Raw genomic sequence first — 26,154 nt, forward strand, 5'->3', positions numbered from 1 at the left:
TAGCCATTCCGCCACGGGGGAGCTATGGAGCATAACGAATCTTCACTGGGCGACTTTGAGTCGACCCTGAAAAAACATGCACTGGAACTGGTCGAGAGCCTGGAAAAGGGCAAGTTCGGCGACGCTGTGCAATTGATCCATGAGCTCAATCAGACCCGTGACCGCGGCCTGTATCAGGAAGTGGGCAAGCTCACCCGCGAGCTGCATAGCGCGATCGTCAATTTCCAGATTGACCCGCACATGCCGCAAGCCGAGGAAGTTTCACAGATCACGGATGCCACTGAGCGCCTGTCCTATGTGGTCCGGCTCACGGAAGCCGCCGCCAACCGCACCATGGACCTGGTAGAGAGCAGCACCCCGCTGGTCAATGGCCTGAGCACTGAAGCCCAGGTCTTGAGCGCAGATTGGGGGCGCTTCATGCGGCGCGAGGTCGGTGCTGAAGAGTTTCGCGAACTGGCACGCCGGGTCGACAGTTTCCTGACGCGCAGCGAACAGGAAACCCGTACCGTTTCGGGCCATCTCAACGACATTCTGCTGGCGCAGGATTACCAGGACCTGACCGGTCAGGTGATCAAGCGTGTGACCCAGTTGGTCACGGAAGTCGAAAGCAATCTGCTCAAACTTGTCTTGATGGCCAGCCAGGTCGATCGCTTCGCCGGTATCGAACATGACCGTGAATCGATCCTCGCGGAAAAAGATCCGCAAAAACATCTCGCCAAGGGTGAAGGTCCGCAGATTCATGCCGATAAACGTGAAGACGTTATGTCCGGTCAGGACGATGTAGACGATTTGCTTTCCAGCCTTGGATTCTAGGAGCACCCATTAATGAGCTTCGGCGCCGATGAAGAGATCCTTCAGGATTTCCTGGTTGAGGCCGGCGAGATTCTAGAGCAACTGTCCGAACAACTGGTCGAGCTGGAAAGCCGACCGGATGATGCGGACCTGCTCAATGCAATTTTTCGCGGTTTTCACACTGTTAAAGGGGGCGCCGGCTTCCTCCAGCTCAATGAGCTGGTGGAGTGCTGTCACATTGCCGAGAACGTCTTCGACATCCTGCGCAAGGGTGAGCGACGGGTTGATTCGGAACTGATGGACGTGGTGCTTGAGGCGCTGGACGCGGTGAACGGCATGTTCAGCCAGGTCCGTGAGCGCACCGAAATCACTGCGGCGACACCGGAACTGCTGGCCGCGTTGGCGCGGCTGGCCGAGCCTGCCGGGGCCGAACCCGCAGCGCCGGTGGTCGAGGAAGTGGCCGAAGCCGCTGTCGAGCCTGAGCCCGAGGTCGAGGCCGAGGCCCCGTCAGGGGATATCACTGATAACGAATTCGAACTCTTGCTCGACTCGCTGAATGCCGCCAAGGCCGACGCCGAGGCCGCACCTGCTGCCGCGCCGGTGGCCGAGGGCGAGCCCGCCAGCGACGAAATCACCGATGCCGAGTTCGAGTCCCTGCTGGATCAGTTGCATGGCAAGGGGCAGTTCGCTCCCGATGCCGTAGCTCCCGCAGCGCCTGCTGCCGCTGGCGCTGCCGCGGCTGGCGACGAAATCACCGATGACGAATTTGAAGCCCTGCTGGACCAGTTGCATGGCAAGGGCAACTTTGCCGTGGACGCACTGGAGTCCGCGGTGGCCGCGGTGCCTGCCGCGCCGGCGCCAAGCGCTGCGGCGGCCGGTAGCGACCTGATCACCGATCACGAATTCGAATCCCTGCTGGATGAGCTGCACGGCAAGGGCAAGTTCTCTGAAACTCCGGGTGCGGCCAAACCTGCAGCGGCAGTTGCCGCGGCACCGGCTGCGGCAACCAGCGCCGCCGTCGCCAAACCCGTGGCGAAGAAGCCCGAAGCCAAGGCCGAGGCGCCAAAACCGGCAGCGGCTGCAGCGCCGGCACCGGCCCGCGCCGCAGCGGCGCCGCCAGCGGAAAAGCCTGCCAGCGAAGCGGAAACCACGGTGCGGGTCGATACCGCGCGCCTGGACGAAATCATGAACATGGTGGGCGAGCTGGTGCTGGTGCGTAACCGTCTGGTGCGCCTGGGCCTGAACAGCGGCGACGAAGCCATGTCCAAGGCGGTGTCGAACCTGGACGTGGTGACCGCCGACCTGCAGACCGCGGTGATGAAGACCCGCATGCAGCCGATCAAGAAGGTGTTCGGGCGCTTCCCGCGTCTGGTTCGCGACCTGGCCCGGCAGCTCAAGAAAGAGATCAACCTGGAACTGGTGGGGGAGGAAACCGACCTCGACAAGAACCTGGTAGAGGCCCTGGCCGACCCGCTGGTGCACTTGGTGCGCAACGCGGTGGACCACGGCATCGAATCGCCGGAAGAGCGCGAAGCCTCGGGCAAGGCCCGTGGCGGCAAGGTTGTGCTGGCGGCGGAGCAGGAAGGTGACCACATCCTCCTGTCGATTTCCGACGACGGCAAGGGCATGGACCCCAACGTTCTGCGCGCCATCGCCGTCAAGCGCGGCGTGATGGACAAGGACGCCGCCGACCGCCTGAGCGATACCGAGTGCTACAACCTGATCTTCGCCCCGGGCTTCTCCACCAAGACCGAGATCTCCGACGTCTCCGGCCGTGGTGTGGGCATGGACGTGGTGAAGACCAAGATTTCCCAGCTCAATGGCTCGATCAATATCTATTCGACCAAGGGCCAGGGTTCGAAGATCGTCATCAAGGTGCCGTTGACCCTGGCGATCATGCCGACCCTGATGGTGATGCTGGGCAACCAGGCGTTCGCCTTCCCGTTGGTCAACGTCAACGAAATCTTCCACCTCGACCTGTCCCGTACCAATGTGGTGGACGGCCAGGAAGTGGTGATCGTGCGTGACAAGGCATTGCCCCTGTTCTACCTCAAGCGCTGGCTGGTCAGTTCCGCGGCTCATGAAGAGCAGCGTGAAGGCCACGTAGTGATCCTTTCGGTGGGCACCCAGCGGATCGGCTTTGTCGTCGATCAGTTGGTGGGCCAGGAAGAAGTGGTCATCAAGCCCTTGGGCAAAATGCTTCAGGGAACCCCGGGCATGTCCGGCGCCACCATTACCGGTGACGGCCGCATCGCTCTGATTCTCGATGTTCCGAGCATGCTCAAGCGTTACGCCGCACGGCGTATTTGATTCGGCGGGGAGGGGCGGTTGGCCTCGCCCCACCTAACGGAGTGTTTATGGCAGTCAAAGTCCTGGTGGTGGACGATTCGGGTTTTTTCCGCCGCCGCGTCTCGGAAATTCTTTCAGCGGATTCGAGTATCCAGGTCGTCGGTACGGCGACCAACGGTAAAGAGGCGATCGATCAGGCACTGGCGCTCAAGCCGGACGTGATCACCATGGACTACGAGATGCCGATGATGGATGGCATCACCGCAGTGCGGCATATCATGCAGCGCTGCCCGACGCCGGTCCTGATGTTCTCTTCCCTGACCCATGAAGGCGCTCGAGTGACCCTCGATGCGCTGGATGCAGGGGCCGTGGATTTCCTGCCGAAGAATTTCGAAGACATCTCGCGCAATCCCGAGAAGGTCAAGCAACTGCTGTGCGAGAAAGTCCACAGCATCTCGCGCAGCAATCGTCGTTTCAGCAGCTACAGCACCCCGGCGCCGCAACCGACCGCACCGACTGCACCAGCTGCGACCCCGTCGAGCTTCGGCAGCGCACGCCCGGCGCCAGCACCGGCTCCGGTCCGTGCTTCGATAGCGGCTGCAGGTCCGGCATCGCCGGCGCCCAAGCGCAAGGCCTACAAGCTGGTGGCGATCGGTACGTCCACCGGTGGCCCGGTGGCCTTGCAGCGGGTCCTGACCCAGCTGCCGGCCAACTTCCCGGCCCCTATCGTGCTGATCCAGCACATGCCGGCGGCGTTCACCAAGGCCTTTGCCGAGCGTCTGGACAAGCTCTGCCGCATCAGCGTCAAGGAAGCCGAGGATGGCGACATCCTGCGTCCAGGCCTGGCGCTGCTGGCGCCGGGCGGCAAGCAGATGATGATCGACGGTCGTGGCGCGGTGAAGATTCTTCCCGGCGACGAGCGTCTGAACTACAAGCCGTGCGTGGACATCACCTTCGGTTCTGCGGCCAAGTCCTACAGCGACAAAGTTCTGGCGGTGGTACTCACCGGCATGGGCGCTGACGGTCGTGAAGGTGCGCGCCTGCTCAAGCAGGGCGGCAGCGCGGTCTGGGCCCAGGATGAAGCCAGCTGCGTGATCTATGGCATGCCCATGGCCATCGTCAAGGCCAACCTGGCAGACGCGGTGTACAGCCTGGATGACATCGGCCGGCATCTGGTCGAGGCCTGCCTCTGATGGATGTGCTCAGCCTAATCGGGATCATCATGGCGTTTGTCGCCATCATCGGCGGCAACTACCTGGAAGGTGGTCACCTGTCGGCACTGGCCAACGGCCCGGCCGCGCTGATCGTGCTCGGCGGCACCATTGGTGCTGCCTTGTTGCAGTCGCCGTTGAGCGCTTTCAAGCGAGCCATGCAGATCCTGGTGTGGATCCTGTTTCCGCCTCGGGTCGATCTGCCCGGCGGCATCGACCGGGTGGTCAACTGGAGCCTGACCGCGCGCAAGGAGGGCCTGCTGGGCCTGGAGGGCGTGGCGGATGCCGAACCGGACACCTATTCGCGCAAAGGCCTGCAACTGCTGGTGGACGGCGCCGAGCCGGAAGCTATCCGCAGCATCCTCGAGGTGGATTTCTACACTCAGGAAAGCCGTGATATCGAGGCCGCCAAGGTCTTCGAGAGCATGGGCGGCTATGCGCCGACCATCGGCATCATCGGTGCGGTCATGGGGCTGATTCACGTGATGGGCAACCTGGCCGATCCGTCCCAGCTGGGTAGCGGCATTGCCGTGGCCTTCGTCGCCACCATCTATGGTGTGGCCAGTGCCAACCTGGTGCTGTTGCCGATCGCTGCCAAGCTGAAATCCATTGCCCTGCGCCAGTCGCGTTACCGGGAAATGCTGCTCGAAGGCATCCTGTCGATCGCCGAAGGCGAAAACCCCCGCTCCATCGAGCTGAAGCTGCAAGGCTTCATGGACTGATTATGGCCCGTCGTCGCCAGCAAGAAGAACACGTCAACCATGAGCGCTGGTTGGTTTCCTACGCCGACTTCATCACCTTGCTGTTCGCGTTTTTTGTGGTCATGTACTCGATTTCCTCGATCAACGAGGGCAAGTACAAGGTGATTTCCGAAGCCTTGATCGGGGTCTTCACCGACTCCGATCGCAGCCTCAAACCGATTCCCATCGGTGATGAGCGGCCCAAGACCGTGACCCCGGCCAAGCCCCTGGTCAAGGACAGCGAGCAGGTCGACGCCGGGATTGCCGCTGGCAGCGATCCGCTCAAGAGCATCGCCGATGACATCAGCGCGGCCTTTGGCGATCTGATCAGTTCGAACCAGATGACCGTGCGCGGCAACGAGTTGTGGGTGGAGATCGAACTCAACTCCAGCCTGTTGTTCGGCAGTGGCGACGCCATGCCCAGCGACCAGGCGTTCACCATCATCGACAAGGTGGCGAAGATCCTCAAACCCTTCGACAACCCGATCCATGTCGAGGGCTTCACCGACAATCAGCCGATCCAGACCGCGCAATACCCGACCAACTGGGAGTTGTCCTCGGCCCGCTCGGCTAGCATCGTGCGCATGCTGGCGATGCAGGGTGTCAATCCGGCACGGATGGCCTCCGTGGGCTATGGCGAGTTCCAGCCGGTGGCCAACAACGCCACTGCCGAAGGCCGGGCGCGCAATCGGCGGGTGGTGCTGGTGGTGTCGCGCAATCTCGATGTGCGGCGCAGCTTGACCGGTACCGGCACCGCCAATGCAACACCGGATGCGGCACTCAAGCGTGCTGGCACACAAACTGCACCAACCCCGGTTAAAACGCCGGTACAGGGAAGCGCCGTCAATTCTCCGTCACCCGCTTTGTAACTTAGCGCTATGTCTCGCCCTGCTGTGGCCGGGCGGGAGGAACCAACCGAATGAGAGTCTGGGCAGTCGCCAATCAAAAGGGTGGTGTTGGTAAAACCACCAGTTCCATCGCTTTAGCCGGCTTGCTGGCCGAGGCGGGCAAGCGCGTGGTCGTGGTCGATCTCGACCCCCACGGTTCCATGACCAGCTACTTTGGCTACGACCCGGACAGCCTGGAGCACAGCAGCTACGATCTGTTCCTGCACAAGGGCAACGTGCCCCAGGACCTGCCGGGCCAACTGCTGCTGGGCACCAGCCATGAACAGATTTCCCTGTTGCCGTCGAGCACCGCCCTGGCCACCCTTGAACGCCAGTCGCCGGGGCAGAGCGGCCTGGGCCTGGTGATCGCCAAGAGCCTGGCGCAGCTGTGGCAGGATTTCGACTACGCAGTGATCGACAGCCCACCGCTGCTCGGCGTGTTGATGGTCAACGCCCTGGCGGCCAGCCAGCAGCTGGTGATTCCGGTGCAGACCGAACACCTGGCGGTCAAGGGCCTGGAGCGCATGGTCAACACCCTGGCCATGGTCAACCGCTCGCGCAAGCAACCACTGCCGTTCAGCATTGTGCCGACCCTGTTCGATCGACGGACCCAGGCGTCCCTGGGCACGCTGCGGATCCTGCGGGACAAGTTTCCCGAGGAAATCTGGCAAGGCTATATCCCGGTGGATACCCGCCTGCGGGACGCCAGCCGGGCAGGGGTCACCCCTTCCCAGTTCGATGGCAAGAGTCGCGGCGTACTGGCCTACAAGGCCTTGCTCAAGCACTTGCTGGCCCAGCAACTCGTGGCGCAGGTGGCTTGACGTGAAGGCTTATTCAAGTCGCCCGACGGCCTGGCCGATAACCTCCACAGGTCAATGTGTCGGGGTTTTCGCGTGGGTATCCTTATGAACCGTCCTCTGGATATCAAGAGCCGGCCCCAGTTGGCGCTGCAGTCGTACCTGGACGCTTTGCTGCAGGATGCCACCGAAGAAGAACTGGTTCCGGAGCCCGCAGTTGCGGTTGCCGTCGAGGTTGCGCCGCCAGCTTTGCTGGTCACGTCCGAGGCCGGCAGCGAAGTGCTGGACGAATTCCAGGCAGCAGTGCTGGAAGAGCAGGCGCGGGATGCGTTGCTTCAGCAGCAGGCGGCTCCTCTCGCCCGGGCGGCGGAGCCGATGCCGGCGCCAGCCGTTCTGGAAGCGCCGCCGCCGGTGCTGACCTCGATCTCCCCCGTGGTGCCGATGCTTCAAGCGCTGGTGCCGCCGGTGGTCGAAGTGCCCCTGCCCCCCAGCAATACCCCCCCGCCGGTCACCGGCAGCGACCGTCCCAGCTGGGCCGCGGAGCCTTTCGAATGCCTGTTGTTCGATGTCGCCGGCCTGACCCTGGCGGTACCGCTGGTGTGCCTGGGTTCGATCTATTCTCTGGCGGGACAGGAACTCACGCCGCTGTTCGGTCAGCCGGAGTGGTTCCTCGGTATCCTGCCGAGCCAGGCCGGCAACCTGAAAGTGCTGGATACCGCTCGTTGGGTCATGCCGGATCGTTACCGCGATGATTTCCGCCAGGGCCTGCAGTACGTGATCTCGGTCCAGGGCTATGAGTGGGGGTTGGCGGTGCATCAGGTCAGTCGTTCGTTGCGCCTGGACCCCAATGAAATCAAGTGGCGCAGTCATCGTGGCCAACGCCCGTGGCTCGCCGGCACCGTGATCGAACACATGTGCGCCTTGCTCGACGTGGCCGAACTGGCGGAGTTGATCGCCACCGGTGGTGCCAAGCAGCTGGCTATCAGTCAAGCGGCGCACAAGCCGAAGTGAAGCAAACACAGGCGGCGTCCATTGGGCGCAGCCACACAGAACACACGCCGTTTTCAACGGTTTTTTGAGGGGTCAGGGTATGAATAAGTCGTCGTCTGCACAGGGTTCCGAAGATCCGATCCTGCAATGGGTCACCTTCAAGCTGGATAACGAGTCCTACGGCATCAACGTGATGCGCGTCCAGGAAGTGCTGCGCTACACCGAGATCGCTCCGGTCCCGGGTGCCCCGAGCTACGTGCTGGGGATCATCAACCTGCGCGGCAACGTGGTCACGGTAATCGATACCCGCCAGCGTTTCGGCCTGGTGCCTACCGAAGTCAATGACAACACCCGGATCGTCATCATCGAAGCCGACAAGCAAGTGGTCGGGATCATGGTCGACAGCGTGGCGGAAGTGGTTTACCTGCGTCAGTCGGAAGTCGAAACCGCACCGAATGTCGGTAACGAAGAGTCGGCCAAGTTCATTCAGGGTGTCTGCAACAAGAACGGCGAACTGCTGATTCTGGTCGAGCTGGACAAGATGATGAGCGAAGAGGAATGGTCGGAACTGGAGAGTATCTGATTGATCCTCGAGGTAGCGGTGATTGTCCTGGCGATCCTCTGGGTCGCCACTGTGGCGCTGTTTCTGTCGTACACCCGCAATCAGCGGCAGATCGCCGCCCAGCAAGCCGAAGGCGATGCCGTGCGCGATCAGCGGATCAAGGAGCTGGCCAAGCGTGTCGACCATTACCAGAACGGTACGGTGCGCATGGGCGAGGATCTGCATGAACTGCGGGCGGTGGTGGCGCCGTTGCCGGACAAACTGGCCCAGCTGGAGCAGCGTGACCCCTCCAGCCTGTCCTTCGCCCAGGCCGCGCGCCTGGTGGGCATGGGCGCCAGCGTCGACGAACTGACCCAGTCCTGCGGCCTGACCCAGGCCGAGGCGGAACTGGTCAGCAAGCTGCACAAAGGTTGAAGCGCAGCTTCAAGTCGCAAGCTGCAAGCTGCAAGCTGCAAGTTTCCAGCTTGAAGCTTGCGGCTTACAGCTCGTAACCGTCCCCTGTGATGTCTTTCTCCTGTTCCACCTGATGCGGATCATGTCCGGCCGGGAATTTGCCCTTGAGGTTCCAGGCGAAGGCGATGATTTCGGCAATGGTCCGGTACAGCTCTGGCGGAATGCTCTCGCCCAATTCCAGGCGTGCCAGGAGCTTCACCAGTTCGGCGTTCTCATAGATCGGCACTTCATGGTCCCGAGCGATCTTCAGGATGGCTTCGGCCAGTTCATCGTCGCCCTTGGCGGTGAGGGTCGGGGCTTGCTGGCCGTCGTACTTGAGGGCAATGGCCTGGCGTGGTGGCGGAGAGTGTTTCATGCGGTTTCGTCGACCCAGCGTTGTTCCAATCGGGTTTGCGGGCCCCGGGGCGGGACGCCCAGGTGGCAGTCCAGATCGCCGACATCCAGCCCCGCGGCCAGCAGGCGTTCACGCAGGTTGCCCAGGTGGCTCTCGATCAGGCCTGCCGTGTAGGGACGCTCGGCCCACAGCTGGCTGGACAGGCGTCCTTGAATCAGTTGCGCCTGGACCTGCAGCGGCCCCAGCGGGTCGAGGTCGAACGCCAGGTCGACCCGCCACAGCGCCTGTTTGGCCGGGCGCTCGTCACGCTTGTGCGACGGTTCTGGTTCGGGTTCCTGCGGTTCTTCCCGTTGCAGCTTGACCTGCAAGGGCACGATGTCTTGCAGATTGCGCATCGGTATTTCCAATTGCCAGGTGGTCAGTTGCCGGCCATCGTCGGTCAGGCCACTCTGTTCCAGGCTCGCCAATTGGTGGCTTTGCAGGCGTGATACCGCCGCGGCGGCCAGGCGCAGCAAATGTTGCAGGTCGCCTTCGCCTTCCAGGCTTTGCAGCAGTCGCTGTGGCAGTGGGAAGCCGCCGGGCGAGGTCTTGGCGCTGACCTGGCCGAGGGTGCCCAGGGCGCTGCGTACGAAACTCGGCAGCGATTGCGCCAGGGTGTTGGCGGCGATGATCGCGTTGAAGCTGCTGGAGGAGGGCAACCCCGGGGTCAGCTGGGCGATCAGGCGCAGCAGGTCGCCCTTCAGGTCAGGCGCCTGAGCGGGATTGGCTCCGGCCAGCAGCTTGGCTTCCAGGAACAGACCGCTGCCCAGTAGGGCCTGGGCCACTCCGCGCGAGGTGCTCAACTGTTGCTGGTCCGGCAGGCCGGCCAGCAAGCGTTCCACGGCGGCCCGCAGGTCGGCCGATGACGTGGACAGTTCGCTGCCGGTGGGCAGGTTCTGCAGGAGGTTGATCAGCCCGCTCAGGGAGCCCTGGCGGCTTTGCTGGCTGGCCAGTTGTGCGGCGATGGCCAGTTGCTCCTGGCGGTTGCCCAGGGGGACGAAGTTCAGGGTCTGCGCATCCGCTACCAGGGCGCTGAGCAGGCTGCCGATACGCAGCGGCTGCGGGCTGTCGATGCTCAAGGTGGCGCCGCTTTGAGCGGTATTGAGCAGGCTGACCAGCGAGCGATAGATCAGCGGCTGGTTGGTGCCCTGGGGCAGCGGCTGGCTCGTCAGGACCTTGCCCTGGAGCAGGGTGCCCGGGGGCAGTTGACTGGTGTCCAGGCGAGTCAGGGCCGCAACGTTGGAGGCAATGGCCTGCTGCACGGTGATCGCCAGGTTGCCGGCCGAAGGCTGGATCACCGCCAGGCTGGTGCCCTGGGGCAAGGGCTGGCTGCTGGTGGCCTGCACGGTGGTTTGCCGGCCGTTGTCCAGGGTCACCTTGAGCAGCAGCTGGAAGGTCTGGTCGGTCTGCTTGAGCGACAGCACTTCGGCCTTGGCGCTCTGGCCGGCGGCAATCAAGCCCTCCAGGGGCGGCACCAGCTTGAGCAGTTCGCCGCTGATCGGCTGAGGGCGCAAGGGGCCGGGAGCGGGCACCTGGGGCAGTGGCAGGATGTTTATTTCGCCTGTCATTCGGACACAACCTGTGGAAATTAGCCCTCTTTAGAGTAGGGCTTCGCATGTATAATGCCGCCCGTCTTTGGGGGAGTGGGGAAAACATTGCAAATGTTTGACGCAGCTCTCTAGAACAGGCCGCCAATGCATTTATCCTGCATCCCTTTAACGGCCGCTCCACTGCCGACTTGAACCCGTAAAGGTCCACCATCCCTTGACCAGCCCTCTTCTTGAAGCCATAGCACTCTCTTGCGAGCGCGACTGGCGGATGCTGTTTGAACACTTGGAGTTGCGTCTGACCGGCGGAGACATGGTGCAGATCAGCGGCCCCAACGGCAGTGGCAAGACCAGCCTGCTGCGCTTGCTCGCCGGCCTGATGCAACCCACCAGTGGCCAGGTACTGCTCAATGGCCAGCCCTTGCATGGCCAGCGTGCTGAACTGGCGCGCAACCTGTTGTGGATCGGCCACGCCGCCGGAATCAAGGATGTCCTGACTCCCGAGGAAAATCTCAACTGGCTCTGTGCCCTGCACCAGCGGGCCACGCGCGACGCTATCTGGCAGGCCCTGGCGGCTGTCGGCCTGCGCGGTTTCGAGGACGTCGCCTGTCACACCCTGTCCGCCGGCCAGCAGCGCCGCGTGGCCCTGGCCCGGTTGTACCTGGACGGCCCACCGCTGTGGATCCTCGACGAACCCTTCACTGCTCTGGACAAACAGGGCGTGACCCAGCTCGAGGAGCACCTGGCCAATCATTGCGAACGCGGCGGCATGGTGGTCCTGACCACTCACCACACTCTGGCTCGCATGCCGTCGGGCTACCGCGATCTGGACCTGGGACGGTGGGCGGCATGAGCGTATTTGCCCAATTGCTGGCCCGTGAAGCGCGCTTGCTGTTCCGACGTCCGGCGGAGCTGGCCAATCCCCTGGTGTTTTTCGCCATCGTCGTCGCGCTGTTCCCATTGGCCGTGGGACCTGAGACAAATCTGTTGCAAACCTTGTCTCCGGGGCTGGTGTGGGTGGCGGCCCTATTGTCCGTCCTGCTCTCGCTAGACGGGCTTTTTCGCAGTGATTTCGAGGATGGATCCCTTGAACAGTGGGTCCTTTCGTCGCACCCCCTGGCTCTTCTGGTTTTGGCCAAGGTACTGGCACACTGGGCCTTTTCCGGCCTGGCACTGGTATTGCTTGCACCCTTGCTGGCCTTGATGCTCGGCTTGCCTACCGCCTGCCTGCCGGTGTTGCTGCTGTCATTGCTGCTGGGCACTCCGGTGCTGAGCCTGCTGGGCGCCGTGGGCGCTGCACTGACGGTGGGGTTGAAGCGCGGTGGCTTGCTGCTGGCGTTGCTGATCCTGCCCTTGTACATCCCGGTACTGATTCTCGGCAGTGGCGCCTTGCAGGCGGCGCTGCAGGGCATGCCGGCGACAGGTTATCTGCTGTGGCTTGGGAGCCTGACCGCCCTGGCAGTGACCCTTACACCCTTTGCAATAGCTGCTGGCCTGAAGATCAGCGTCGGCGAATAATGAGGTCTGGTTGTTTTTTGACCAGTAAAGACCCTGGCTGTTCGTGAAAGCGAAGAGCAACCGTGATGGAAACAGTGAATGAACTGGACTTGGTTTCATAAGCTCGGCTCGCCTAAATGGTTCTACGGCATCAGCGGCAGGATGCTGCCCTGGCTCAGCATCGCCGCGGTGTTGCTGATTGCCGTCGGTGTGGTCTGGGGCCTGGCCTTCGCGCCGCCGGACTACCAGCAGGGCAACAGCTTTCGCATCATCTATATTCATGTTCCGGCGGCGATGCTGGCCCAGTCCTGCTACGTGATGCTGGCGGTCTGCGGCGTGGTCGGCCTGGTGTGGAAGATGAAGCTGGCGGACGTGGCGCTGCAATGCGCAGCGCCGATCGGCGCCTGGATGACCGCCGTGGCGCTGGTGACCGGGGCCATCTGGGGCAAGCCGACCTGGGGCTCATGGTGGGTCTGGGATGCACGACTTACGTCGATGTTGATCCTGCTGTTTCTGTACTTCGGTCTGATTGCCCTGGGCAACGCCATCAGCAATCGTGACAGCGCCGCCAAGGCCTGTGCGGTGCTGGCCATTGTCGGCGTGGTGAACATCCCGATCATCAAGTACTCGGTGGAGTGGTGGAACACCCTGCACCAGGGCGCAACCTTCACCCTCACCGAGAAACCGGCGATGCCGGTGGAAATGTGGCTGCCGCTGCTGCTCACCGCCTTGGGCTTCTACTGCTTCTTCGGTGCCGTGCTGTTGCTGCGCATGCGCCTGGAAGTGCTCAAGCGCGAAGCCCGGGCCAGTTGGGTCAAGGCCGAAGTCCAAGGTTGCCTGGAGAGCGTTCGATGAGTTTTGCATCCTTCAGCGACTTTCTCGCCATGGGCCATCACGGCCTGTATGTCTGGTCGGCCTATGGCATCTGCCTGGCGGTCCTGGCCGTCAACGTGGCGGAGCCGATCCTGGCCCGCAAGCGTTATCTGCAACAAGAGGCGCGTCGTCTGCGCCGGGAGAACGGTAAGTGAATCCGCTGCGTAAAAAGCGTCTTTTGATCATCCTGGCGATCCTGGTGGGCGTCGGCATCGCCGTCGGCCTGGCCCTCAGCGCGCTGAAGGAAAACATCAACCTGTTCTACACCCCGACCCAGATTGCCAACGGCGAAGCGCCGCTGGACACGCGGATTCGTGCTGGAGGCATGGTCCAGGCCGGTTCCCTGGAGCGCTCCGCCGACTCCCTGGACGTCAAGTTCGTGGTCACCGACTTCAACAAGTCGGTGACCATCACCTACCGTGGCATCCTCCCGGACCTGTTCCGCGAAGGGCAGGGCATTGTTGCCCTGGGCAAGCTCAATGCCGATGGCGTGGTGGTGGCCGATGAAGTGCTGGCCAAGCACGACGAGAAGTACATGCCGCCGGAAGTCACCAAGGCGTTGAAAGACAGCGGCCAGTCGGCACCGACACCAGCCAAAGAGGGTTAAGCCATGAGTTCCGCACTGTTCATTCCTGAACTCGGCCAACTGGCGATGATCCTCGCCCTGTGCTTTGCCCTGGTCCAGGCGGTGCTGCCGCTGCTGGGGGCCTGGCGCGGCGATCGGCTGTGGATGAGCCTGGCCCAGCCGGCGGCCTGGGGGCAGTTCGCCTTCCTGGTGTTCGCCTTCGGCTGCCTGACCCATGCCTTCATGACCGACGATTTCTCGGTGGCCTATGTGGCCCACAACTCCAACAGCGCCTTGCCCTGGTACTACAAGTTCAGTGCGGTATGGGGCGCCCATGAAGGTTCGCTGCTGCTCTGGGCACTGATTCTGGGTGGCTGGACCTTCGCCGTGTCGGTGTTCTCGCGCCAGTTGCCCCAGGTGATGCTGGCCCGGGTGCTGGCGGTAATGGGCCTGATCAGCACCGGCTTCCTGTCGTTCCTGATCGTCACTTCCAACCCGTTCGCGCGGATCCTGCCGCAGGTGCCGGCCGATGGGCGTGACCTCAATCCGCTGCTGCAGGACATCGGCCTGATCGTTCATCCGCCGATGCTCTACATGGGCTATGTCGGTTTCTCGGTGGCCTTCGCCTTTGCCATCGCGGCGTTGCTGGGCGGTCGCCTGGACGCCGCCTGGGCCCGCTGGTCGCGGCCCTGGACCATTGTCGCCTGGGCCTTCCTCGGCATCGGTATCACCCTGGGCTCGTGGTGGGCCTACTACGAGCTCGGCTGGGGTGGCTGGTGGTTCTGGGACCCGGTGGAAAACGCCTCGTTCATGCCTTGGCTGGTGGGCACGGCGCTGATCCACTCCCTGGCGGTCACGGAAAAGCGCGGGGTATTCAAGAGCTGGACCGTGTTGCTGGCGATTGCGGCCTTCTCCCTCAGCCTGCTGGGGACCTTCCTGGTGCGCTCCGGGGTCCTGACCTCGGTCCATGCTTTCGCCGCAGATCCCGAGCGTGGCGTGTTCATCCTGATCTTCCTGCTGTTCGTGGTGGGCGGCTCGCTGACCCTGTTCGCCCTGCGCGCGCCGGTGGTCAAGAGCCATGTGGGCTTCAACCTGTGGTCCCGTGAAACCCTGCTGCTGGGCAACAACCTGGTGTTGGTGGTGGCAGCTTCGATGATTCTGCTGGGCACCCTGTACCCGCTGGTCCTGGATGCCCTGAGCGGCGCCAAGCTGTCGGTGGGGCCGCCGTACTTCAACGCGTTGTTCATCCCGCTGATGGCGCTGCTGATGGTGGTGATGGCGGTGGGCGTGCTGGTGCGCTGGAAGGACACCCCGGTGAAATGGCTGATGGGCATGCTCGGTCCGGTATTGCTGGGTAGCGTGGCCCTGGCCGTGGTGGCGGGGATTGCCTACGGCGATTTCAACTGGGCGGTGCTGGCGACCTTCCTGCTGGCGGCCTGGGTGCTGCTGGCCGGGGTGCGCGACATCTTCGACAAGACCCGGCACAAGGGCCTGATCAAGGGGCTGCCCGGCCTGACCCGCAGTTACTGGGGCATGCAACTGGCGCACCTGGGCATCGCCGTCTGTGCCCTGGGCGTGGTGCTGTCGAGCCAGAACAGCGCCGAGCGCGACCTGCGCCTGGCGCCGGGTGAATCCATGGAACTGGCCGGCTATCACTTCATCTTCGAGGGCGCCAAGCATTTCGAAGGGCCGAACTTCACGTCTGACAAGGGCACCGTGCGTGTGGTGCGCGATGGCAAGGAAGTGGCGGTGCTGCACCCGGAAAAGCGCCTGTACACCGTGCAGAGCTCGATGATGACCGAGGCCGGGATCGATGCCGGCTTCACCCGTGACCTGTATGTGGCCCTGGGCGAACCCCTGGGTGAGGGCGCCTGGGCGGTGCGGGTGCACGTCAAGCCGTTCGTGCGCTGGATCTGGTTCGGCGGCCTGCTCACCGGTTTTGGTGGCTTGCTCGCGGCCATGGACCGGCGTTACCGGATCAAGGTTAAAAGCCGCGTGCGCGAAGCGCTGGGCATGACAGGAGCTACGGCATGAGACGCTGGATGATGATGTTGCCCCTGGCGGTGTTCCTGGTGGTGGCGGTGTTCCTCTATCGCGGGTTGTACCTGGACCCGGCCGAGCTGCCGTCGGCGATGATCGGCAAGCCGTTCCCGGAGTTCTCCCTGCCGTCGGTGCAGGGCGACAAGACCCTGACCCGTGCCGACCTGCTGGGCAAGCCAGCGCTGGTCAATGTCTGGGGCACCTGGTGCATTTCCTGCCGGGTCGAGCACCCGGTGCTGAACAAGCTGGCCGAGAAGGGCGTGGTGATCTACGGCATCAACTACAAGGACGTCAACGCCGACGCCCTGAAGTGGCTGGCCGAGTTCCACAACCCCTACCAACTGGATGTGCGTGACGAGGAGGGCTCCCTGGGCCTGAACCTTGGCGTCTACGGCGCCCCGGAAACCTTCTTCATCGATGCCAAGGGCATCATCCGCGACAAGTTTGTCGGGGTGATCGACGAAGTGGTATGGCGCGAGCAACTGGCCGCCAAGTACCAGGCCCTGGTCGATGAGGCCAAGCCATGAAGCGCTGGTTAGCCGCCGCCATCCTCGGCCTGGGCATCGCCGGTGTGGCCCACGCTGCTATCGATACCTACCAGTTCGCCAGCGACGCCGAGCGCGAAAGGTTCCACGAGCTGACCAAGGAACTGCGCTGCCCCAAGTGCCAGAACCAGGACATCGCCGATTCCAACGCGCCGATTGCCGCCGACTTGCGCAAAGAGATTTTCCGCATGCTCGGCGAGGGCAAGGACAATCAGCAGATCATCGACTTCATGGTCGACCGCTACGGCGACTTCGTGCGCTACCGGCCGGCCCTGACCGGCAAGACCGCGCTGCTCTGGTTCGGCCCTGCCGGGCTGCTGCTGGGCGGCCTGGTGATCATTGCCGTGATTGTCCGGCGTCGGCGCGTGGAGCGCAGCGACAGCCCGAATACGCTTTCCGTCGAAGAGCGTCAGCGCCTCGACCAACTGCTGGATAAAAACCACCCATGATTGATTTCTGGCTTGCAGCAGGCCTGCTGCTCCTGATCGCCCTGAGTTTCCTGTTGATCCCGGTATTGCGCGAGCGTCGTGCCCAGCGTGAAGAGGATCGTACCGCGCTGAACGTAGCGCTTTATGAAGAGCGCGTGGCCGAACTGCACGGCCAGCAAGCCGAAGGCGTGCTCAGTGCCGAGCAGATGGACGCCGGGCGCGCCGAAGCGGCCCGGGAACTCTTGGCGGACACCGAAGGCAGCGGCACGGCTCGTACTTCGCGCCTGGGCAAGCCGCTGCCATTGCTGGCGGCGCTGCTGGTGCCGGTGCTGGGCCTGGGCCTGTACCTGCATTTTGGTGCCAGCGACAAGGTCGAGCTGACCCGGGAATTCGCCCAGGCGCCGCAGTCCATGGAGGAAATGACCCGGCGCCTGGAGCGCGCGGTGGCGGCCCAGCCGGATTCTGCCGAAGGCCTGTATTTCCTCGGACGCACCTACATGGCCCAGGATCGCCCGGCAGACGCGGCGAAGATCTTCGAACGCACCGTAGCCGTGGCCGGCCGTCAGCCCGAACTCCTGGGGCAATGGGCCCAGGCCCAGTACTTCGCCGACAACAAGCAATGGTCGGACAAGGTCCAGGGCCTGACCGACGAAGCGCTGAAAGCCGACCCCAACGAAGTCACCAGCCTCGGGCTGCTGGGGATCGCCGCCTTCGAAGGCGGGCGCTACCAGGACGCCATCGATTACTGGAAACGGCTGCAGGCGCAACTGCCGCCGGACGACAATTCCCGTGCAGCACTGCAGGGCGGGATCGAGCGGGCCAGCGAGAAGCTGGTGGCCGCTGGCGGCAAGGTTGCCAGCGAGCCTGTGGCCCAGGCCAAGGGCGCGGTGCTCAAGGTTCGGGTCGACCTGGCAGCGCAGCTCAAGGCCAAGGTCCAGCCGGGCGACAGCGTGTTCATCTTCGCCCGTGCCACCCAGGGCCCGCCCGCACCGCTGGCGGCCAAGCGCCTGACCGTGGCCGATCTGCCGGCTACAGTCGAACTGGGCGATAGCGACGCGATGATGCCGCAGTTGAAACTGTCGAACTTCCCTGAAGTCCAACTGGTCGCGCGCATTTCCCGCGCCGGCAAGCCAACGGCCGGCGAGTGGGTTGGGCGTAGCCAGCCATTGCCCAGCAGCACCACGGCCGCGCAACAGCTGACCATCGACAGTCCGGATCAATAACCAGAGAAGCCGCCATGACCGCCATCGCTCGTATCACCCTGTTGTCACTGGTCCTGGGGTTGAGCGCGTGTACGGTCCAGCGGCCGGCGCCAACCTCCTCTGAACCCATTCCGCCCGTGGGGCCGAGCACTCGCCCGGCGCCGTCCACGGCCCCGGGCAAGCACAGCGCGCCGATCCCTGCTGCCAAACCCCAGCCTCGTACCTCCGCCAGTTTTGCCCCGCCGCCGGGTGGGCACAGTCACTGGGACGCCCGGCTCGGGGTCTATGTGCTGGACGACCAGAACAACACGTTCTACCGCCAGCGCACCTATTACCGCTGGAACAATGGTTGGAGCCGCTCCATCAGCCCCGACGGACCTTGGGAAGACACTGATGTTCATGGTGTACCCGCAGGGCTCGGCCGCCAGTACCAATAACCTCGTCCGATAACTGCAGAGGCGCAGGCCAGAGCACGCGCCCGGGGTGGATTATTTAAGCCTCGGGATGCCTGGCCGATATAGCGGGGTGTTCCCGAGTATCAGCCGTTGAGCGCCCGATGAAGAATGACCTGAACAAACCCTATTTTGCGCCGATGGTGTTTTGGCTAGCGCTGATCTGTGTGCTGGCTCTGGTGTATGGCTTTGGCCCGGCCGAGGTGCCGGAGCTGATCTACCTGTCACTGGAGCCGGCCTGCCTGCTGGTGGCGTTCGCCTTCATGTACTACTTCTTCTGCTGGAGCTTCATATCGGTCTGGCGCCTGGGCGAGATCGGCTGGAAGCGCGTGGACTACGGTTGGCTTCTGCTGGCCTCGCTGGCCCTGATCAGCGCCACCCAGGCGGTGCGCGTGGACTGGTTCCAGAGCGACTATCAGTTGGCCCAGCAGGCCCAGGCCGCACTGCAGCGGCGCTTGGCCACGGAGATCGACGACATGCTGGGCGGCGAGCACTGCAAGGCGGCAGCGGAGCGCTACGAACCCCAGGATGCGGCCCAGGTCATGAGCCTGTGCGAACGTTTTGCGGCACTGGAACGCGGCCCCGACGGACGCCTTTCGGCCTTGGCGGTGATCAAGGTGCAGCAGGCGCTGGGGGATATCCGCGGCGAATACACGGCGCCTCCCATCAGCCAGTGGCTGCAGGGCTTGAGTGGAAGCATCAAGGAACTGGAACAGCAGCGCGCCGAGGTGCATCGCCTGAATGGCCTGGTGGCGGTCAGCGATACCGAGAAACTCTACAGCTACTTCGTGCCCTTGCTGCTGGTGATCGCTCTGGCATTGCGCGCCTCCAAGGTCACCGGCGAAGTACTGCTCAAGGCACCGCGGCGGCGCAAGCTGTGGCTGATCGTCAATCGCCGCGTGATCATCGATGGCCTGGGCTTTGCCCGTGGGGCTCGGGCCCGGCTGGACGAAGCCCTGGGCAACTGGCGGGTCGCCCGTTGGGGCGTGGTGCACCTGGGCTGCGATTTCATCGGCGCGCCCGGTCCCCAGGACACGCCGATTCCGGTCTCACCGGGTTTCTATGAAAACGAATTCCGGCTCGAGACCCTGGCCGGGTTCGATGGCAGCGAGTTCGTGCAGTGGGCCGCCACTCAGACCATCGACATCCTGTACCTGGTCGGCGAAACCGATCAGGGCCTGATCGAGCGGCTGCGGCGCTGGGGCGAGGCGCTGAACATCGAGGTACTGGTCCGCGAGCGCATCTGAAGCGTGTTTCAGAGGTGCTCCAGCAACTGCTCCACGTACTCGACAAAGGCCCGGGCCTTGGCACTCACAAGGCGCCCGCCGGGAAACACCGCCCACAGTTGCTGCTGTGGCAGCTGCCAGTCGGTCAGCAGCGCCTTGACCGCGCCGTTGGCCAGCTCCGGGGCGAACATCCATTGCGAGGCGGTCGTCAGGCCCTGATGCGCCAGGACTGCCGCACGCAAGCCTTCTGCGGCATTCACCCGAATCCTGCCGCTGACGCTCACTTGCTGCTCCTGGTCGCCCTGGAAAAAGCGCCAGAGATGGCCGGGCCCCCGGTTGTAGATCAGGGCCTGGTGTTCGCTCAGATCGGCCGGATGCCGAGGCTCGCCGTGTGTGGCCAGGTACTCCGGGGTGGCCAGCAGCCGGCGAGGGCATTCGGCGATTTTGCGCGCGGTGAGGGTCGAGTCGGCCAGGCTGCCCATGCGCAGCGCCACATCCACCCCGGCTTCCACCAGATTGATGTGCTGATCGTCCAGCACCACGTCGATCTGCAGCCCGGGATGACGATCGAGAAAGGCCCCCAGGTGGGGCACGATGTGCATGCGGGCGAAGGTCACCGCGGCGCCGACACGCAGGGTGCCATGCAATGCCGCAGCCGACCCGCGGGCGGCGTTTTCCGCCTCGCAGGCCTCTTCCAGGGTGCGCCGCGCCCGTTCGAAATAGGCCAGGCCGGCCTCGGTGGGGGTCAGGCCGCGGGTGGAGCGCAACAACAGCCGCACCTGCAGATGGGCCTCCAGTTGGGCAATGCTTTTCGATACGGCAGGCTGGCCCAGGTTCAGACGTCGGGCGGCCGCGGAGAAGGACCCGCTTTCCACCACATGCACAAAGGTTTCCATCGCGGCTAGGCGGTCCATCGGTTGTCCTTGCAGGAGAGCGGGGGAGGGCACCCGGTAGCGGGCGCCGACACTATCACCGGATTCAGCCCGAGTTGCCTAGGCAGGCACTGCTCGGCGGTTGTCCGCCACCAGCAGGAAACGCAGCAGTGCCAGCAGAGGAAAGGCGCTGCCCACCAGCGCCACGCCCAGCCAGCCGCCGTGTTCGTACACCGCACTGGCAATCGATGAGCCGAAGGCGCCACCGATGAAGATGCTGGTCATATACAGCGCGTTGAGGCGGCTGCGGCTATGGGCGTCCAGGGCATACACCGCCCGTTGCCCGAGCACCATGTTCATTTGCACGCAGAAGTCCAGGACCACCCCGGTCACTGCCAGGCCGATCACACTGTAGGCGGGATGGATCAGCGTCGGTACAAAGCTCAGGGCCGCCAGGAGCATGGCCAGCAGCGAGGCGATACGGGTGTGGCCGGCATCCGCCAGGCGTCCGCTGATGGGGGCGGCGATGGCACCGATGGCGCCCACCAGGGCGAAGATCGCGATCTGGCTCTGCGACAGGCTGTGCTGCCGTGCCAGCTCCAGGGGCGCCGCGGTCCAGAACAGGCTGAAGCTGGCGAACATGCAGCCCTGGTAGAAGGCCCGCTGGCGCAAGACCGGTTGCCGGCGCAGCAGGCTCCCCAGTGAGCGCAGCAGTTGGCCGTAGGTGGCGCTATGGGCCGGTTGGCGCTGGGGCATGGTCAGCATCAGGACCAGGCTGATGGCCGCCATCAGCACGGCGGCGGCAATGAACATCGCGCGCCAGCCAAACAGATCGGCCACCACGCTGGACACCGGACGGGCCAGGAGAATCCCCAGCAGCAGGCCGCCCATGATCCCGCCCACCACACGGCCGCGGGACTCTTCCGGGGCCAGGTGCGCAGCCAGGGGAATGAGGATCTGCACCGACACCGAGCTGAAGCCGATCAGCAGCGACACCAGGAGAAAGACGTTGGGCTGCTGGGTCCAGGCCGCTCCCAACAGGCTGGCGATGGCTACCAGGGTAGTGATCACCATCAGTCGGCGGTTTTCCAGCAAGTCTCCCAGGGGCACCAGGAAAAACAGGCCCAGGGCATAGCCGATCTGGGTCAGGGACACGATCAGGCTGGCCAGGGAGCTGGACAGGCCGAGGTCCGGGGCGATCAGCTCGATGATGGGTTGTGCGTAGTAGATGTTGGCGACGATGGCGCCGCAGCAGAAGGCGAACAGCAGCACCATGCCTCGGGTCATTGTCACGCTGCGCAGGGGCAGCGCCTGGGTCGTTGAGCTCATCGCAATTCTCTTGGCGGCGAAAAGATGGGGCAAGGTTAAGAGGCAGCGCGGTAACGCAGTAGAGAGGGTGGGGCAATAGCATTCATTCCTGAGGGGAATAAATGACCGATTCAGGGCGTTGCGCTGCCAGCCGGGACGGATGCCGCTGACGAGGGTCGATGATACATTTACTTACATCTTGTTCGATAGCATGCTCATGTTCGCCATTTGCCCCGCAGTGGCCCGAGCCCCCTTTTCAATCGAGGAAATCCATCCCATGAATCGGTCTTTGCGTGGTTGGTTGTGCGCCGCTCAGGGCGTTGTTCTGGCGTTCACCCTGGTGGGCGTTGCGGCCCGCGCCCAGGAGGCTCCGGGCATGCGCATGGGGGTGCGCGGCGAGATCACCGGGATCAGCGGCGACCTGGTGCGGGTGCATGTCAACAGCGGTGAAAGCGTCAGCGTCGAACTGACGCCACAGACCCAGGTGCGCGGGGTGACCCTGGCCAACATCGAGGACATCAAGCCCGGCAGCTACATCGGGTCGGCGGCGATGCCCATGGCCGACGGTACGCTCAAGGCCCTGGAGGTGCATGTCTTTCCCGCGCAGATGGCCGGCACCGGGGATGGTCATCGGCCCTTCGACCTGGCCAAGGGCAGCAGCATGACCAACGGCAGCGTCGGGGATCTGGTGGTGAGCAACGGCCGCACCCTGACCGTCAATTACAAGGGCGGGCAGCAGAAGATCCTGGTGCCGGACGATGTTCCCATCGTCAATCTCACCCCCGGTGATCGCAGCCTGCTCAAGGCCGGGGTCAAGGTGGTGATGTTCGTCACCCAGAGCGCCGACGGCAAACTCACCGCGCAGTCGATTTCCGCCGGCAAGGATGGGGTGGCTCCGCCCATGTAAGGCCGTTGTCTGCGGCGTGGAAGATTCCGCTCCGGCGCTGCGCTGCCCAGGCTTGCATTGCCAAATGTTGCAGCACGCGGGTTGCAGTGGAAGTCGCCAAAGCCTTGGTTTACGGTTTCCGGTCGTTCAATGCGCCGGGAGCACCTTATGGAAAAGTCGACGTTCAACCCAGCCAGTGTGTTCAATTCGCTGCAATACGGTTTCAGCCAGGCGGTGGAAGTGCGGGGCGGCCGACGCCTGCTGCTGTCCGGTCAGGTGGGGGTGGATGAGCAGGAGCGGACGGTCGGTCCCGGCCTGCGGGAGCAGACCGAGCAGGCCTTCGACAATATCGCAAGCGTCCTGGCTGCGGCGGGCGGCCAGATGGCGGATGTGGTGATGCTGCGGATCTACATCGCCGAAGCCGCCCGCGACCAGCAGGAACATATCAGCGCGGTGCTGCTGGAGCGCTTTGCCAGTCAGCCGCCGGCGTCTTCGTGGATCATCGTCAGCGGCTTGTCCTTGCCCGAGTGGCTGATCGAAGTCGAGGCCGAGGCGGTGCTGGAGGAGCAGCATCAAGTGGCCACGGCGGCGTTGTTCAACTCGGCCCGCGCGCTTTGAACGGACTGGAAGGGCATAAAAAAAGCGACCGCCAGGGTCGCTTTTTTCATTCACCCGTGAGGGGTCATTTGGCGTTGGTGTAGATCTGGTCGAAGATCCCGCCGTCGTTGAAGTGGGTCTTCTGCACGCTGCGCCAGTCGCCGAAGGTCTTCTCCACCGAGAGGAAGTCGACTTTCGGGAAGCGGTCGGTGTACTTGGCCAGCACCTTCGGGTCCCGTGGGCGCAGGTAGTTGTTGGCGGCGATTTCCTGGCCTTCCGGCGACCACAGGTACTTCAGGTATTCCTCGGCTGCGGCGCGGCTGCCTTTCTTTTCCACCACCTTGTCCACCACCGATACCGGCGGCTCGGCTTCGGCGGACACGCTTGGGTAGATCACCTCGAACTGATCGCGGCCGAATTCGCGGGCAATCATTTCCGCTTCGTTCTCGAAAGTCACCAGCACGTCGCCGATCTGGTTGGTCATGAAGGTGGTGGTGGCGGCGCGGCCACCGGTGTCGAGCACTGGCGCCTGCTTGAACAGCTTGCCGACGAAGTCCTTGGCCTTGTTCTCGTCGCCGCCGTTCTTCAGCACATAACCCCAGGCCGAGAGATAGGTGTAGCGGCCGTTACCCGAGGTCTTGGGGTTGGGCACTATCACTTGCACGCCATCCTTGAGCAGGTCCGGCCAGTCTTTCAGGGCCTTGGGGTTGCCCTTGCGCACGATGAACACGGTGGCCGAGGTGAAGGGCGCGCTGTTGTTCGGCAGGCGGGTCACCCAGTTGTCCGGCACCAGCTGGCCGTTGTCCGCCAGGGCGTTGATGTCGGTGGCCATGTTCATGGTGATGACATCCGCCGGCAGGCCGTCGATCACCGAGCGTGCCTGTTTGCTGGAGCCGCCGAAGGACATCTGCAGGGTAATGTTCTCGTTGTGCTCGGCTTTCCAGTGTTTCTGGAAGGCGGCGTTGTAGTCCTTGTAGAAGTCGCGCATCACGTCGTAGGACACGTTGAGCAGGGTGGGTGCGGCCTGGGCGGCGCTGCCCAGGGCCAGGCCGGCCGCCAGAAGCGAAGCGCTGAAGAATTTTTTCACTGCACATTCCTTTTGTTCGAGAGTGAAGGCAATTTGCCGCCGACTATAGCCGGGGCGCTATATCTCTTTAAAGATTAAAAAGAACTTTGCTTATTCCAGTTTCCTGAACAGCGCGTTACCGCAGCGCGAGCAGAAGGCCGCCGACGGTTCATGGCTGTTCTTGCGGCACACCGGGCAGTCATGCTTGAGCTGTTCGCCACGCATGGCGCTGGCCAGTTCCGCGGTGAAGATCCCGGTGGGCACGGCGATGATCGAGTAACCGGTGATCATCACCATCGACGAGATCATCTGGCCGATCACGGTCTTGGGCACGATATCGCCATAACCCACGGTGGTCAGGGTGACGATGGCCCAGTAGATGCCCTTGGGGATACTGGTGAAGCCATGCTCCGGGCCTTCGACCACGTACATCAGGGTGCCGAATACCGTGACCAGGGTGCAGACGCTGAGCAGGAACACCAGGATCTTCTGTTTGCTGCCGCGCAGGGCGTCCAGCAGGTAGTGGGCCTGTTTCAGGTAGGGCGCCAGCTTGAGCACGCGGAAGATCCGCAGCATGCGGATGATACGGATGATCAGCAGGTACTGGGCGTCGCTGTAGTACAGGGCGAGGATGCCGGGGACGATCGCCAGCAGGTCCACCAGGCCATAGAAGCTGAAGGCGTAGCGCAGCGGCTTGGGCGAGCAGTACAGGCGCAGCCCGTACTCGATGGCGAAGATCAGGGTGAAGCCCCATTCGATGTAGGCCAGGACGTTGGCGTAGTTGCTGTGGACCTCGTCGATGCTGTCGAGGATCACGATCACCAGGCTGGCGAGGATGATCAGCAGCAAGGCAGTGTCGAAGCGTCTTCCGGCCACCGTATCGGTCTGGAAGATCATTACGTAGAGGCGCTGGCGCCAGTTGTCGCTGTTACCCATGGGAATCGCCTGAATCAAAGATCAGCGCAGCCTAGGGGGAGAGGATGGGGGAGCGCAAGGTGTGTTGTCCCGGGGCGTGCGGTCCAGAACCCGGGCGGCGGCATGCACCAGCCAGCAGGCGATGACGAAGGGCGCGGTGAGGGGCGCAAGGCCCAGGCTGAAGATCCCGGGGGTGATCAGCAGAGCCAGGAAGATCCCCGCCAGGGGCCGCCACGGAGCACGGGCCTGCTGACCCAGGGCCAGGGCCGCCAGCGCGCAGTTGTAGCCGCCCAGGCCCAACAGCGCCTGCCCCTGTTGCTGTTGCCACAGTGCCAGGGCCAGGCCGCAGGCCGAGCCGATCAGGGCCCAGGTCGCCGCCCGGCGGTTGGCCAGCAGCAGTCCGAGGAAAATCAGCAGCCCGGCCAGCGGCTGGCCGAGAAACATGATCTGGCCCAGGCCCTGGAGCAGGCCGCCCAGCAGGCTCGACAGCGACAGCTCGGTCGCCGCCGGGAGCAGGGGCGCCTGGGGTTGCATCAGGCTCAGCAACAGCCAGCCAAGGCCGACGAAGGGCGCGGTGTAGGCCGGCAGGCTGTGCGGCTGGCGAGCGCGCTTGAGCCATTGCTGGGTGAGGATCGCGCTGAGGCCGGCGGCAGCGATGATCAGCGGCGGTAGCAGCGCCGACCAGGGCAGGTACAGGCTCAGCAGCAAGCCCAGGAGCACACCGTTGTAGCTGAAGAGCCCGGCTTGCCGGTCGGCCTTGGCGTAGCCCCGGCGTTGTGCCGTGAGCAGTCCGGCCAGGGCGCCAAGCAGGGCACCCCCGAGTTGGGCCGGGGCGCCGATCAGGATCGCCAGCAGGCACAACAGTCCGCACAGCGGATGGCGCTGAAGGAAAATCTGACTGAAGCCGTTAAGCAGGGCAGTGGCCCAGTCGGGGCAGAAAGCGTTGAAGGACTGTGCAGGCATGGTGGAAATCGAAGGATGCGGCAACTGCCGCGTGCAGCGTTCGCTCCGCTTGGCCACCTCTGCGGGCGGCTTCTTGCA

At 63.7% G+C, this 26,154-nt stretch carries 29 protein-coding genes; 22 read left to right on the top strand and 7 right to left on the bottom strand.

What is annotated here, in order from left to right:
* Positions 1-24 precede the first annotated feature (24 nt).
* The 9 genes from DNK59_RS28430 to DNK59_RS28470 all read left to right on the top strand — a co-directional run bounded on the left by DNK59_RS28430 (position 25) and on the right by DNK59_RS28470 (position 8,682).
* Positions 25-813 carry a protein phosphatase CheZ gene (locus DNK59_RS28430; protein WP_110725335.1) on the top strand — a complete coding sequence of 263 codons (789 nt, stop codon included), beginning with the start codon at positions 25-27 and terminating at the stop codon, positions 811-813.
* A 12-nt stretch (positions 814-825) separates the two neighbouring features.
* Positions 826-3,102 (top strand): chemotaxis protein CheA, encoded by a 2,277-nt coding sequence (locus DNK59_RS28435; RefSeq protein WP_110725336.1) that lies wholly within the window; start codon positions 826-828, stop codon positions 3,100-3,102.
* 47 nt (positions 3,103-3,149) lie between these two features.
* Positions 3,150-4,274: a chemotaxis response regulator protein-glutamate methylesterase gene (locus tag DNK59_RS28440; RefSeq protein ID WP_110725337.1), complete on the top strand. Its 1,125-nt coding sequence runs from the start codon at positions 3,150-3,152 to the stop codon at positions 4,272-4,274.
* Entirely contained in the window at positions 4,274-5,014 is a 741-nt protein-coding gene (locus tag DNK59_RS28445; protein WP_016963185.1) for a flagellar motor protein, read from the top strand. The genes DNK59_RS28440 and DNK59_RS28445 overlap by 1 nt, the downstream gene beginning before the upstream one ends.
* 2 nt (positions 5,015-5,016) lie before the next feature.
* Positions 5,017-5,901, top strand: a complete 885-nt coding sequence (motD, locus tag DNK59_RS28450; protein ID WP_110725338.1) for a flagellar motor protein MotD — start codon at positions 5,017-5,019, stop codon at positions 5,899-5,901.
* 50 nt (positions 5,902-5,951) lie between these two features.
* A complete protein-coding gene (locus DNK59_RS28455; protein WP_092320540.1) occupies positions 5,952-6,740 on the top strand; it encodes a ParA family protein in 789 nt (262 codons plus the stop codon).
* 84 nt (positions 6,741-6,824) lie between these two features.
* Positions 6,825-7,727 (top strand): CheW domain-containing protein, encoded by a 903-nt coding sequence (locus DNK59_RS28460; RefSeq protein ID WP_110725339.1) that lies wholly within the window; start codon positions 6,825-6,827, stop codon positions 7,725-7,727.
* Positions 7,728-7,806: 79 nt separating this feature from the next.
* Positions 7,807-8,289, top strand: a complete 483-nt coding sequence (locus DNK59_RS28465; protein ID WP_011060011.1) for a chemotaxis protein CheW — start codon at positions 7,807-7,809, stop codon at positions 8,287-8,289.
* Positions 8,290-8,682: a DUF2802 domain-containing protein gene (locus DNK59_RS28470; RefSeq protein ID WP_016965424.1), complete on the top strand. Its 393-nt coding sequence runs from the start codon at positions 8,290-8,292 to the stop codon at positions 8,680-8,682.
* Positions 8,683-8,746: 64 nt separating this feature from the next.
* Here the strand turns inward: DNK59_RS28470 and DNK59_RS28475 are convergent, their stop codons facing one another.
* Entirely contained in the window at positions 8,747-9,076 is a 330-nt protein-coding gene (locus DNK59_RS28475; RefSeq protein ID WP_110725340.1) for an EscU/YscU/HrcU family type III secretion system export apparatus switch protein, read from the bottom strand.
* Positions 9,073-10,662 carry a flagellar hook-length control protein FliK gene (locus DNK59_RS28480; RefSeq protein ID WP_110725341.1) on the bottom strand — a complete coding sequence of 530 codons (1,590 nt, stop codon included), beginning with the start codon at positions 10,660-10,662 and terminating at the stop codon, positions 9,073-9,075. The genes DNK59_RS28475 and DNK59_RS28480 overlap by 4 nt, the downstream gene beginning before the upstream one ends.
* A gap of 196 nt (positions 10,663-10,858) precedes the next feature.
* Here DNK59_RS28480 and ccmA point away from each other — a divergent pair, with 196 nt between their 5' ends.
* From ccmA to DNK59_RS28535, 11 genes are all read left to right on the top strand, one after another.
* Positions 10,859-11,494 carry a cytochrome c biogenesis heme-transporting ATPase CcmA gene (ccmA, locus tag DNK59_RS28485; RefSeq protein ID WP_110725342.1) on the top strand — a complete coding sequence of 212 codons (636 nt, stop codon included), beginning with the start codon at positions 10,859-10,861 and terminating at the stop codon, positions 11,492-11,494.
* Positions 11,491-12,159, top strand: coding sequence for a heme exporter protein CcmB (ccmB, locus tag DNK59_RS28490; protein ID WP_042941197.1), 669 nt, complete (start codon positions 11,491-11,493; stop codon positions 12,157-12,159). Before ccmA ends, ccmB begins: the two co-directional genes overlap by 4 nt.
* Positions 12,160-12,237: 78 nt before the next feature.
* The gene (locus DNK59_RS28495) at positions 12,238-12,993 is read left to right on the top strand and encodes a heme ABC transporter permease (protein WP_092320545.1); all 756 of its coding nucleotides are present in this window, start codon (positions 12,238-12,240) and stop codon (positions 12,991-12,993) included.
* On the top strand, positions 12,990-13,166 hold the full coding sequence (gene ccmD / locus DNK59_RS28500) for a heme exporter protein CcmD (RefSeq protein WP_092320546.1): 177 nt from the start codon (positions 12,990-12,992) through the stop codon (positions 13,164-13,166). Before DNK59_RS28495 ends, ccmD begins: the two co-directional genes overlap by 4 nt.
* Positions 13,163-13,618, top strand: coding sequence for a cytochrome c maturation protein CcmE (ccmE, locus tag DNK59_RS28505; RefSeq protein WP_016965417.1), 456 nt, complete (start codon positions 13,163-13,165; stop codon positions 13,616-13,618). Before ccmD ends, ccmE begins: the two co-directional genes overlap by 4 nt.
* 3 nt (positions 13,619-13,621) lie before the next feature.
* The gene (locus DNK59_RS28510) at positions 13,622-15,610 is read left to right on the top strand and encodes a heme lyase CcmF/NrfE family subunit (RefSeq protein WP_110725343.1); all 1,989 of its coding nucleotides are present in this window, start codon (positions 13,622-13,624) and stop codon (positions 15,608-15,610) included.
* On the top strand, positions 15,607-16,143 hold the full coding sequence (locus tag DNK59_RS28515; RefSeq protein ID WP_016965415.1) for a DsbE family thiol:disulfide interchange protein: 537 nt from the start codon (positions 15,607-15,609) through the stop codon (positions 16,141-16,143). The genes DNK59_RS28510 and DNK59_RS28515 overlap by 4 nt, the downstream gene beginning before the upstream one ends.
* Complete coding sequence (locus DNK59_RS28520) at positions 16,140-16,610, top strand: cytochrome c-type biogenesis protein (RefSeq protein WP_092320549.1); 471 nt, start codon at positions 16,140-16,142, stop codon at positions 16,608-16,610. The genes DNK59_RS28515 and DNK59_RS28520 overlap by 4 nt, the downstream gene beginning before the upstream one ends.
* Positions 16,607-17,812: a c-type cytochrome biogenesis protein CcmI gene (ccmI, locus tag DNK59_RS28525; RefSeq protein ID WP_110725344.1), complete on the top strand. Its 1,206-nt coding sequence runs from the start codon at positions 16,607-16,609 to the stop codon at positions 17,810-17,812. The genes DNK59_RS28520 and ccmI overlap by 4 nt, the downstream gene beginning before the upstream one ends.
* Positions 17,813-17,826: 14 nt before the next feature.
* Entirely contained in the window at positions 17,827-18,228 is a 402-nt protein-coding gene (locus tag DNK59_RS28530; protein ID WP_110725345.1) for a hypothetical protein, read from the top strand.
* 119 nt (positions 18,229-18,347) lie between these two features.
* Entirely contained in the window at positions 18,348-19,490 is a 1,143-nt protein-coding gene (locus DNK59_RS28535) for a hypothetical protein (protein ID WP_110725346.1), read from the top strand.
* 8 nt (positions 19,491-19,498) lie between these two features.
* Here DNK59_RS28535 and DNK59_RS28540 read toward each other — a convergent pair whose 3' ends face one another.
* Both DNK59_RS28540 and DNK59_RS28545 read right to left on the bottom strand, forming a co-directional pair.
* Positions 19,499-20,383, bottom strand: a complete 885-nt coding sequence (locus DNK59_RS28540; RefSeq protein WP_110725347.1) for a LysR family transcriptional regulator — start codon at positions 20,381-20,383, stop codon at positions 19,499-19,501.
* 78 nt (positions 20,384-20,461) lie between these two features.
* Positions 20,462-21,670 (bottom strand): MFS transporter, encoded by a 1,209-nt coding sequence (locus DNK59_RS28545; protein WP_110725348.1) that lies wholly within the window; start codon positions 21,668-21,670, stop codon positions 20,462-20,464.
* A gap of 256 nt (positions 21,671-21,926) precedes the next feature.
* Here DNK59_RS28545 and DNK59_RS28550 point away from each other — a divergent pair, with 256 nt between their 5' ends.
* Together DNK59_RS28550 and DNK59_RS28555 are read left to right on the top strand one after the other, a co-directional pair.
* Positions 21,927-22,556, top strand: a complete 630-nt coding sequence (locus DNK59_RS28550) for a DUF5666 domain-containing protein (RefSeq protein ID WP_110725349.1) — start codon at positions 21,927-21,929, stop codon at positions 22,554-22,556.
* Positions 22,557-22,703: 147 nt separating this feature from the next.
* Complete coding sequence (locus tag DNK59_RS28555; RefSeq protein ID WP_092316994.1) at positions 22,704-23,153, top strand: RidA family protein; 450 nt, start codon at positions 22,704-22,706, stop codon at positions 23,151-23,153.
* Between the two features lie 64 nt (positions 23,154-23,217).
* Here DNK59_RS28555 and DNK59_RS28560 read toward each other — a convergent pair whose 3' ends face one another.
* The 3 genes from DNK59_RS28560 to DNK59_RS28570 form a co-directional block, all read right to left on the bottom strand.
* Entirely contained in the window at positions 23,218-24,219 is a 1,002-nt protein-coding gene (locus DNK59_RS28560; protein ID WP_092316991.1) for a sulfate ABC transporter substrate-binding protein, read from the bottom strand.
* 90 nt (positions 24,220-24,309) lie between these two features.
* On the bottom strand, positions 24,310-25,134 hold the full coding sequence (locus tag DNK59_RS28565) for an ion transporter (RefSeq protein WP_110725350.1): 825 nt from the start codon (positions 25,132-25,134) through the stop codon (positions 24,310-24,312).
* A gap of 21 nt (positions 25,135-25,155) precedes the next feature.
* Complete coding sequence (locus DNK59_RS28570) at positions 25,156-26,076, bottom strand: urea transporter (protein WP_110725379.1); 921 nt, start codon at positions 26,074-26,076, stop codon at positions 25,156-25,158.
* Between the last annotated feature and the right edge of the window lie 78 nt (positions 26,077-26,154).

Origin of the sequence: Pseudomonas sp. TKO26, from assembly GCF_003225665.1 — a bacterium.
GTDB classification, from domain to species: Bacteria; Pseudomonadota; Gammaproteobacteria; order Pseudomonadales; family Pseudomonadaceae; genus Aquipseudomonas; species Aquipseudomonas saponiphila.

Excerpts from the sequence above, each read along its gene's own strand:
- DNK59_RS28465 (WP_011060011.1), top strand. The coding sequence starts at position 7,807 with ATGAATAAGTCGTCGTCTGCACAGGGTTCCGAAGATCCGATCCTGCAA.
- DNK59_RS28565 (WP_110725350.1), bottom strand. The coding sequence starts at position 25,134 with ATGGGTAACAGCGACAACTGGCGCCAGCGCCTCTACGTAATGATCTTC.
- DNK59_RS28545 (WP_110725348.1), bottom strand. The coding sequence starts at position 21,670 with ATGAGCTCAACGACCCAGGCGCTGCCCCTGCGCAGCGTGACAATGACC.
- DNK59_RS28430 (WP_110725335.1), top strand. The coding sequence starts at position 25 with ATGGAGCATAACGAATCTTCACTGGGCGACTTTGAGTCGACCCTGAAA.
- DNK59_RS28535 (WP_110725346.1), top strand. The coding sequence starts at position 18,348 with ATGAAGAATGACCTGAACAAACCCTATTTTGCGCCGATGGTGTTTTGG.
- ccmB (WP_042941197.1), top strand. The coding sequence starts at position 11,491 with ATGAGCGTATTTGCCCAATTGCTGGCCCGTGAAGCGCGCTTGCTGTTC.
- DNK59_RS28520 (WP_092320549.1), top strand. The coding sequence starts at position 16,140 with ATGAAGCGCTGGTTAGCCGCCGCCATCCTCGGCCTGGGCATCGCCGGT.
- DNK59_RS28445 (WP_016963185.1), top strand. The coding sequence starts at position 4,274 with ATGGATGTGCTCAGCCTAATCGGGATCATCATGGCGTTTGTCGCCATC.
- ccmI (WP_110725344.1), top strand. The coding sequence starts at position 16,607 with ATGATTGATTTCTGGCTTGCAGCAGGCCTGCTGCTCCTGATCGCCCTG.
- DNK59_RS28455 (WP_092320540.1), top strand. The coding sequence starts at position 5,952 with ATGAGAGTCTGGGCAGTCGCCAATCAAAAGGGTGGTGTTGGTAAAACC.
- DNK59_RS28540 (WP_110725347.1), bottom strand. The coding sequence starts at position 20,383 with ATGGACCGCCTAGCCGCGATGGAAACCTTTGTGCATGTGGTGGAAAGC.
- DNK59_RS28530 (WP_110725345.1), top strand. The coding sequence starts at position 17,827 with ATGACCGCCATCGCTCGTATCACCCTGTTGTCACTGGTCCTGGGGTTG.
- ccmD (WP_092320546.1), top strand. The coding sequence starts at position 12,990 with ATGAGTTTTGCATCCTTCAGCGACTTTCTCGCCATGGGCCATCACGGC.
- DNK59_RS28460 (WP_110725339.1), top strand. The coding sequence starts at position 6,825 with ATGAACCGTCCTCTGGATATCAAGAGCCGGCCCCAGTTGGCGCTGCAG.
- DNK59_RS28550 (WP_110725349.1), top strand. The coding sequence starts at position 21,927 with ATGAATCGGTCTTTGCGTGGTTGGTTGTGCGCCGCTCAGGGCGTTGTT.
- DNK59_RS28510 (WP_110725343.1), top strand. The coding sequence starts at position 13,622 with ATGAGTTCCGCACTGTTCATTCCTGAACTCGGCCAACTGGCGATGATC.
- motD (WP_110725338.1), top strand. The coding sequence starts at position 5,017 with ATGGCCCGTCGTCGCCAGCAAGAAGAACACGTCAACCATGAGCGCTGG.
- DNK59_RS28480 (WP_110725341.1), bottom strand. The coding sequence starts at position 10,662 with ATGACAGGCGAAATAAACATCCTGCCACTGCCCCAGGTGCCCGCTCCC.
- DNK59_RS28495 (WP_092320545.1), top strand. The coding sequence starts at position 12,238 with ATGAACTGGACTTGGTTTCATAAGCTCGGCTCGCCTAAATGGTTCTAC.
- DNK59_RS28555 (WP_092316994.1), top strand. The coding sequence starts at position 22,704 with ATGGAAAAGTCGACGTTCAACCCAGCCAGTGTGTTCAATTCGCTGCAA.
- DNK59_RS28570 (WP_110725379.1), bottom strand. The coding sequence starts at position 26,076 with ATGCCTGCACAGTCCTTCAACGCTTTCTGCCCCGACTGGGCCACTGCC.
- DNK59_RS28435 (WP_110725336.1), top strand. The coding sequence starts at position 826 with ATGAGCTTCGGCGCCGATGAAGAGATCCTTCAGGATTTCCTGGTTGAG.
- DNK59_RS28515 (WP_016965415.1), top strand. The coding sequence starts at position 15,607 with ATGAGACGCTGGATGATGATGTTGCCCCTGGCGGTGTTCCTGGTGGTG.
- DNK59_RS28440 (WP_110725337.1), top strand. The coding sequence starts at position 3,150 with ATGGCAGTCAAAGTCCTGGTGGTGGACGATTCGGGTTTTTTCCGCCGC.
- DNK59_RS28475 (WP_110725340.1), bottom strand. The coding sequence starts at position 9,076 with ATGAAACACTCTCCGCCACCACGCCAGGCCATTGCCCTCAAGTACGAC.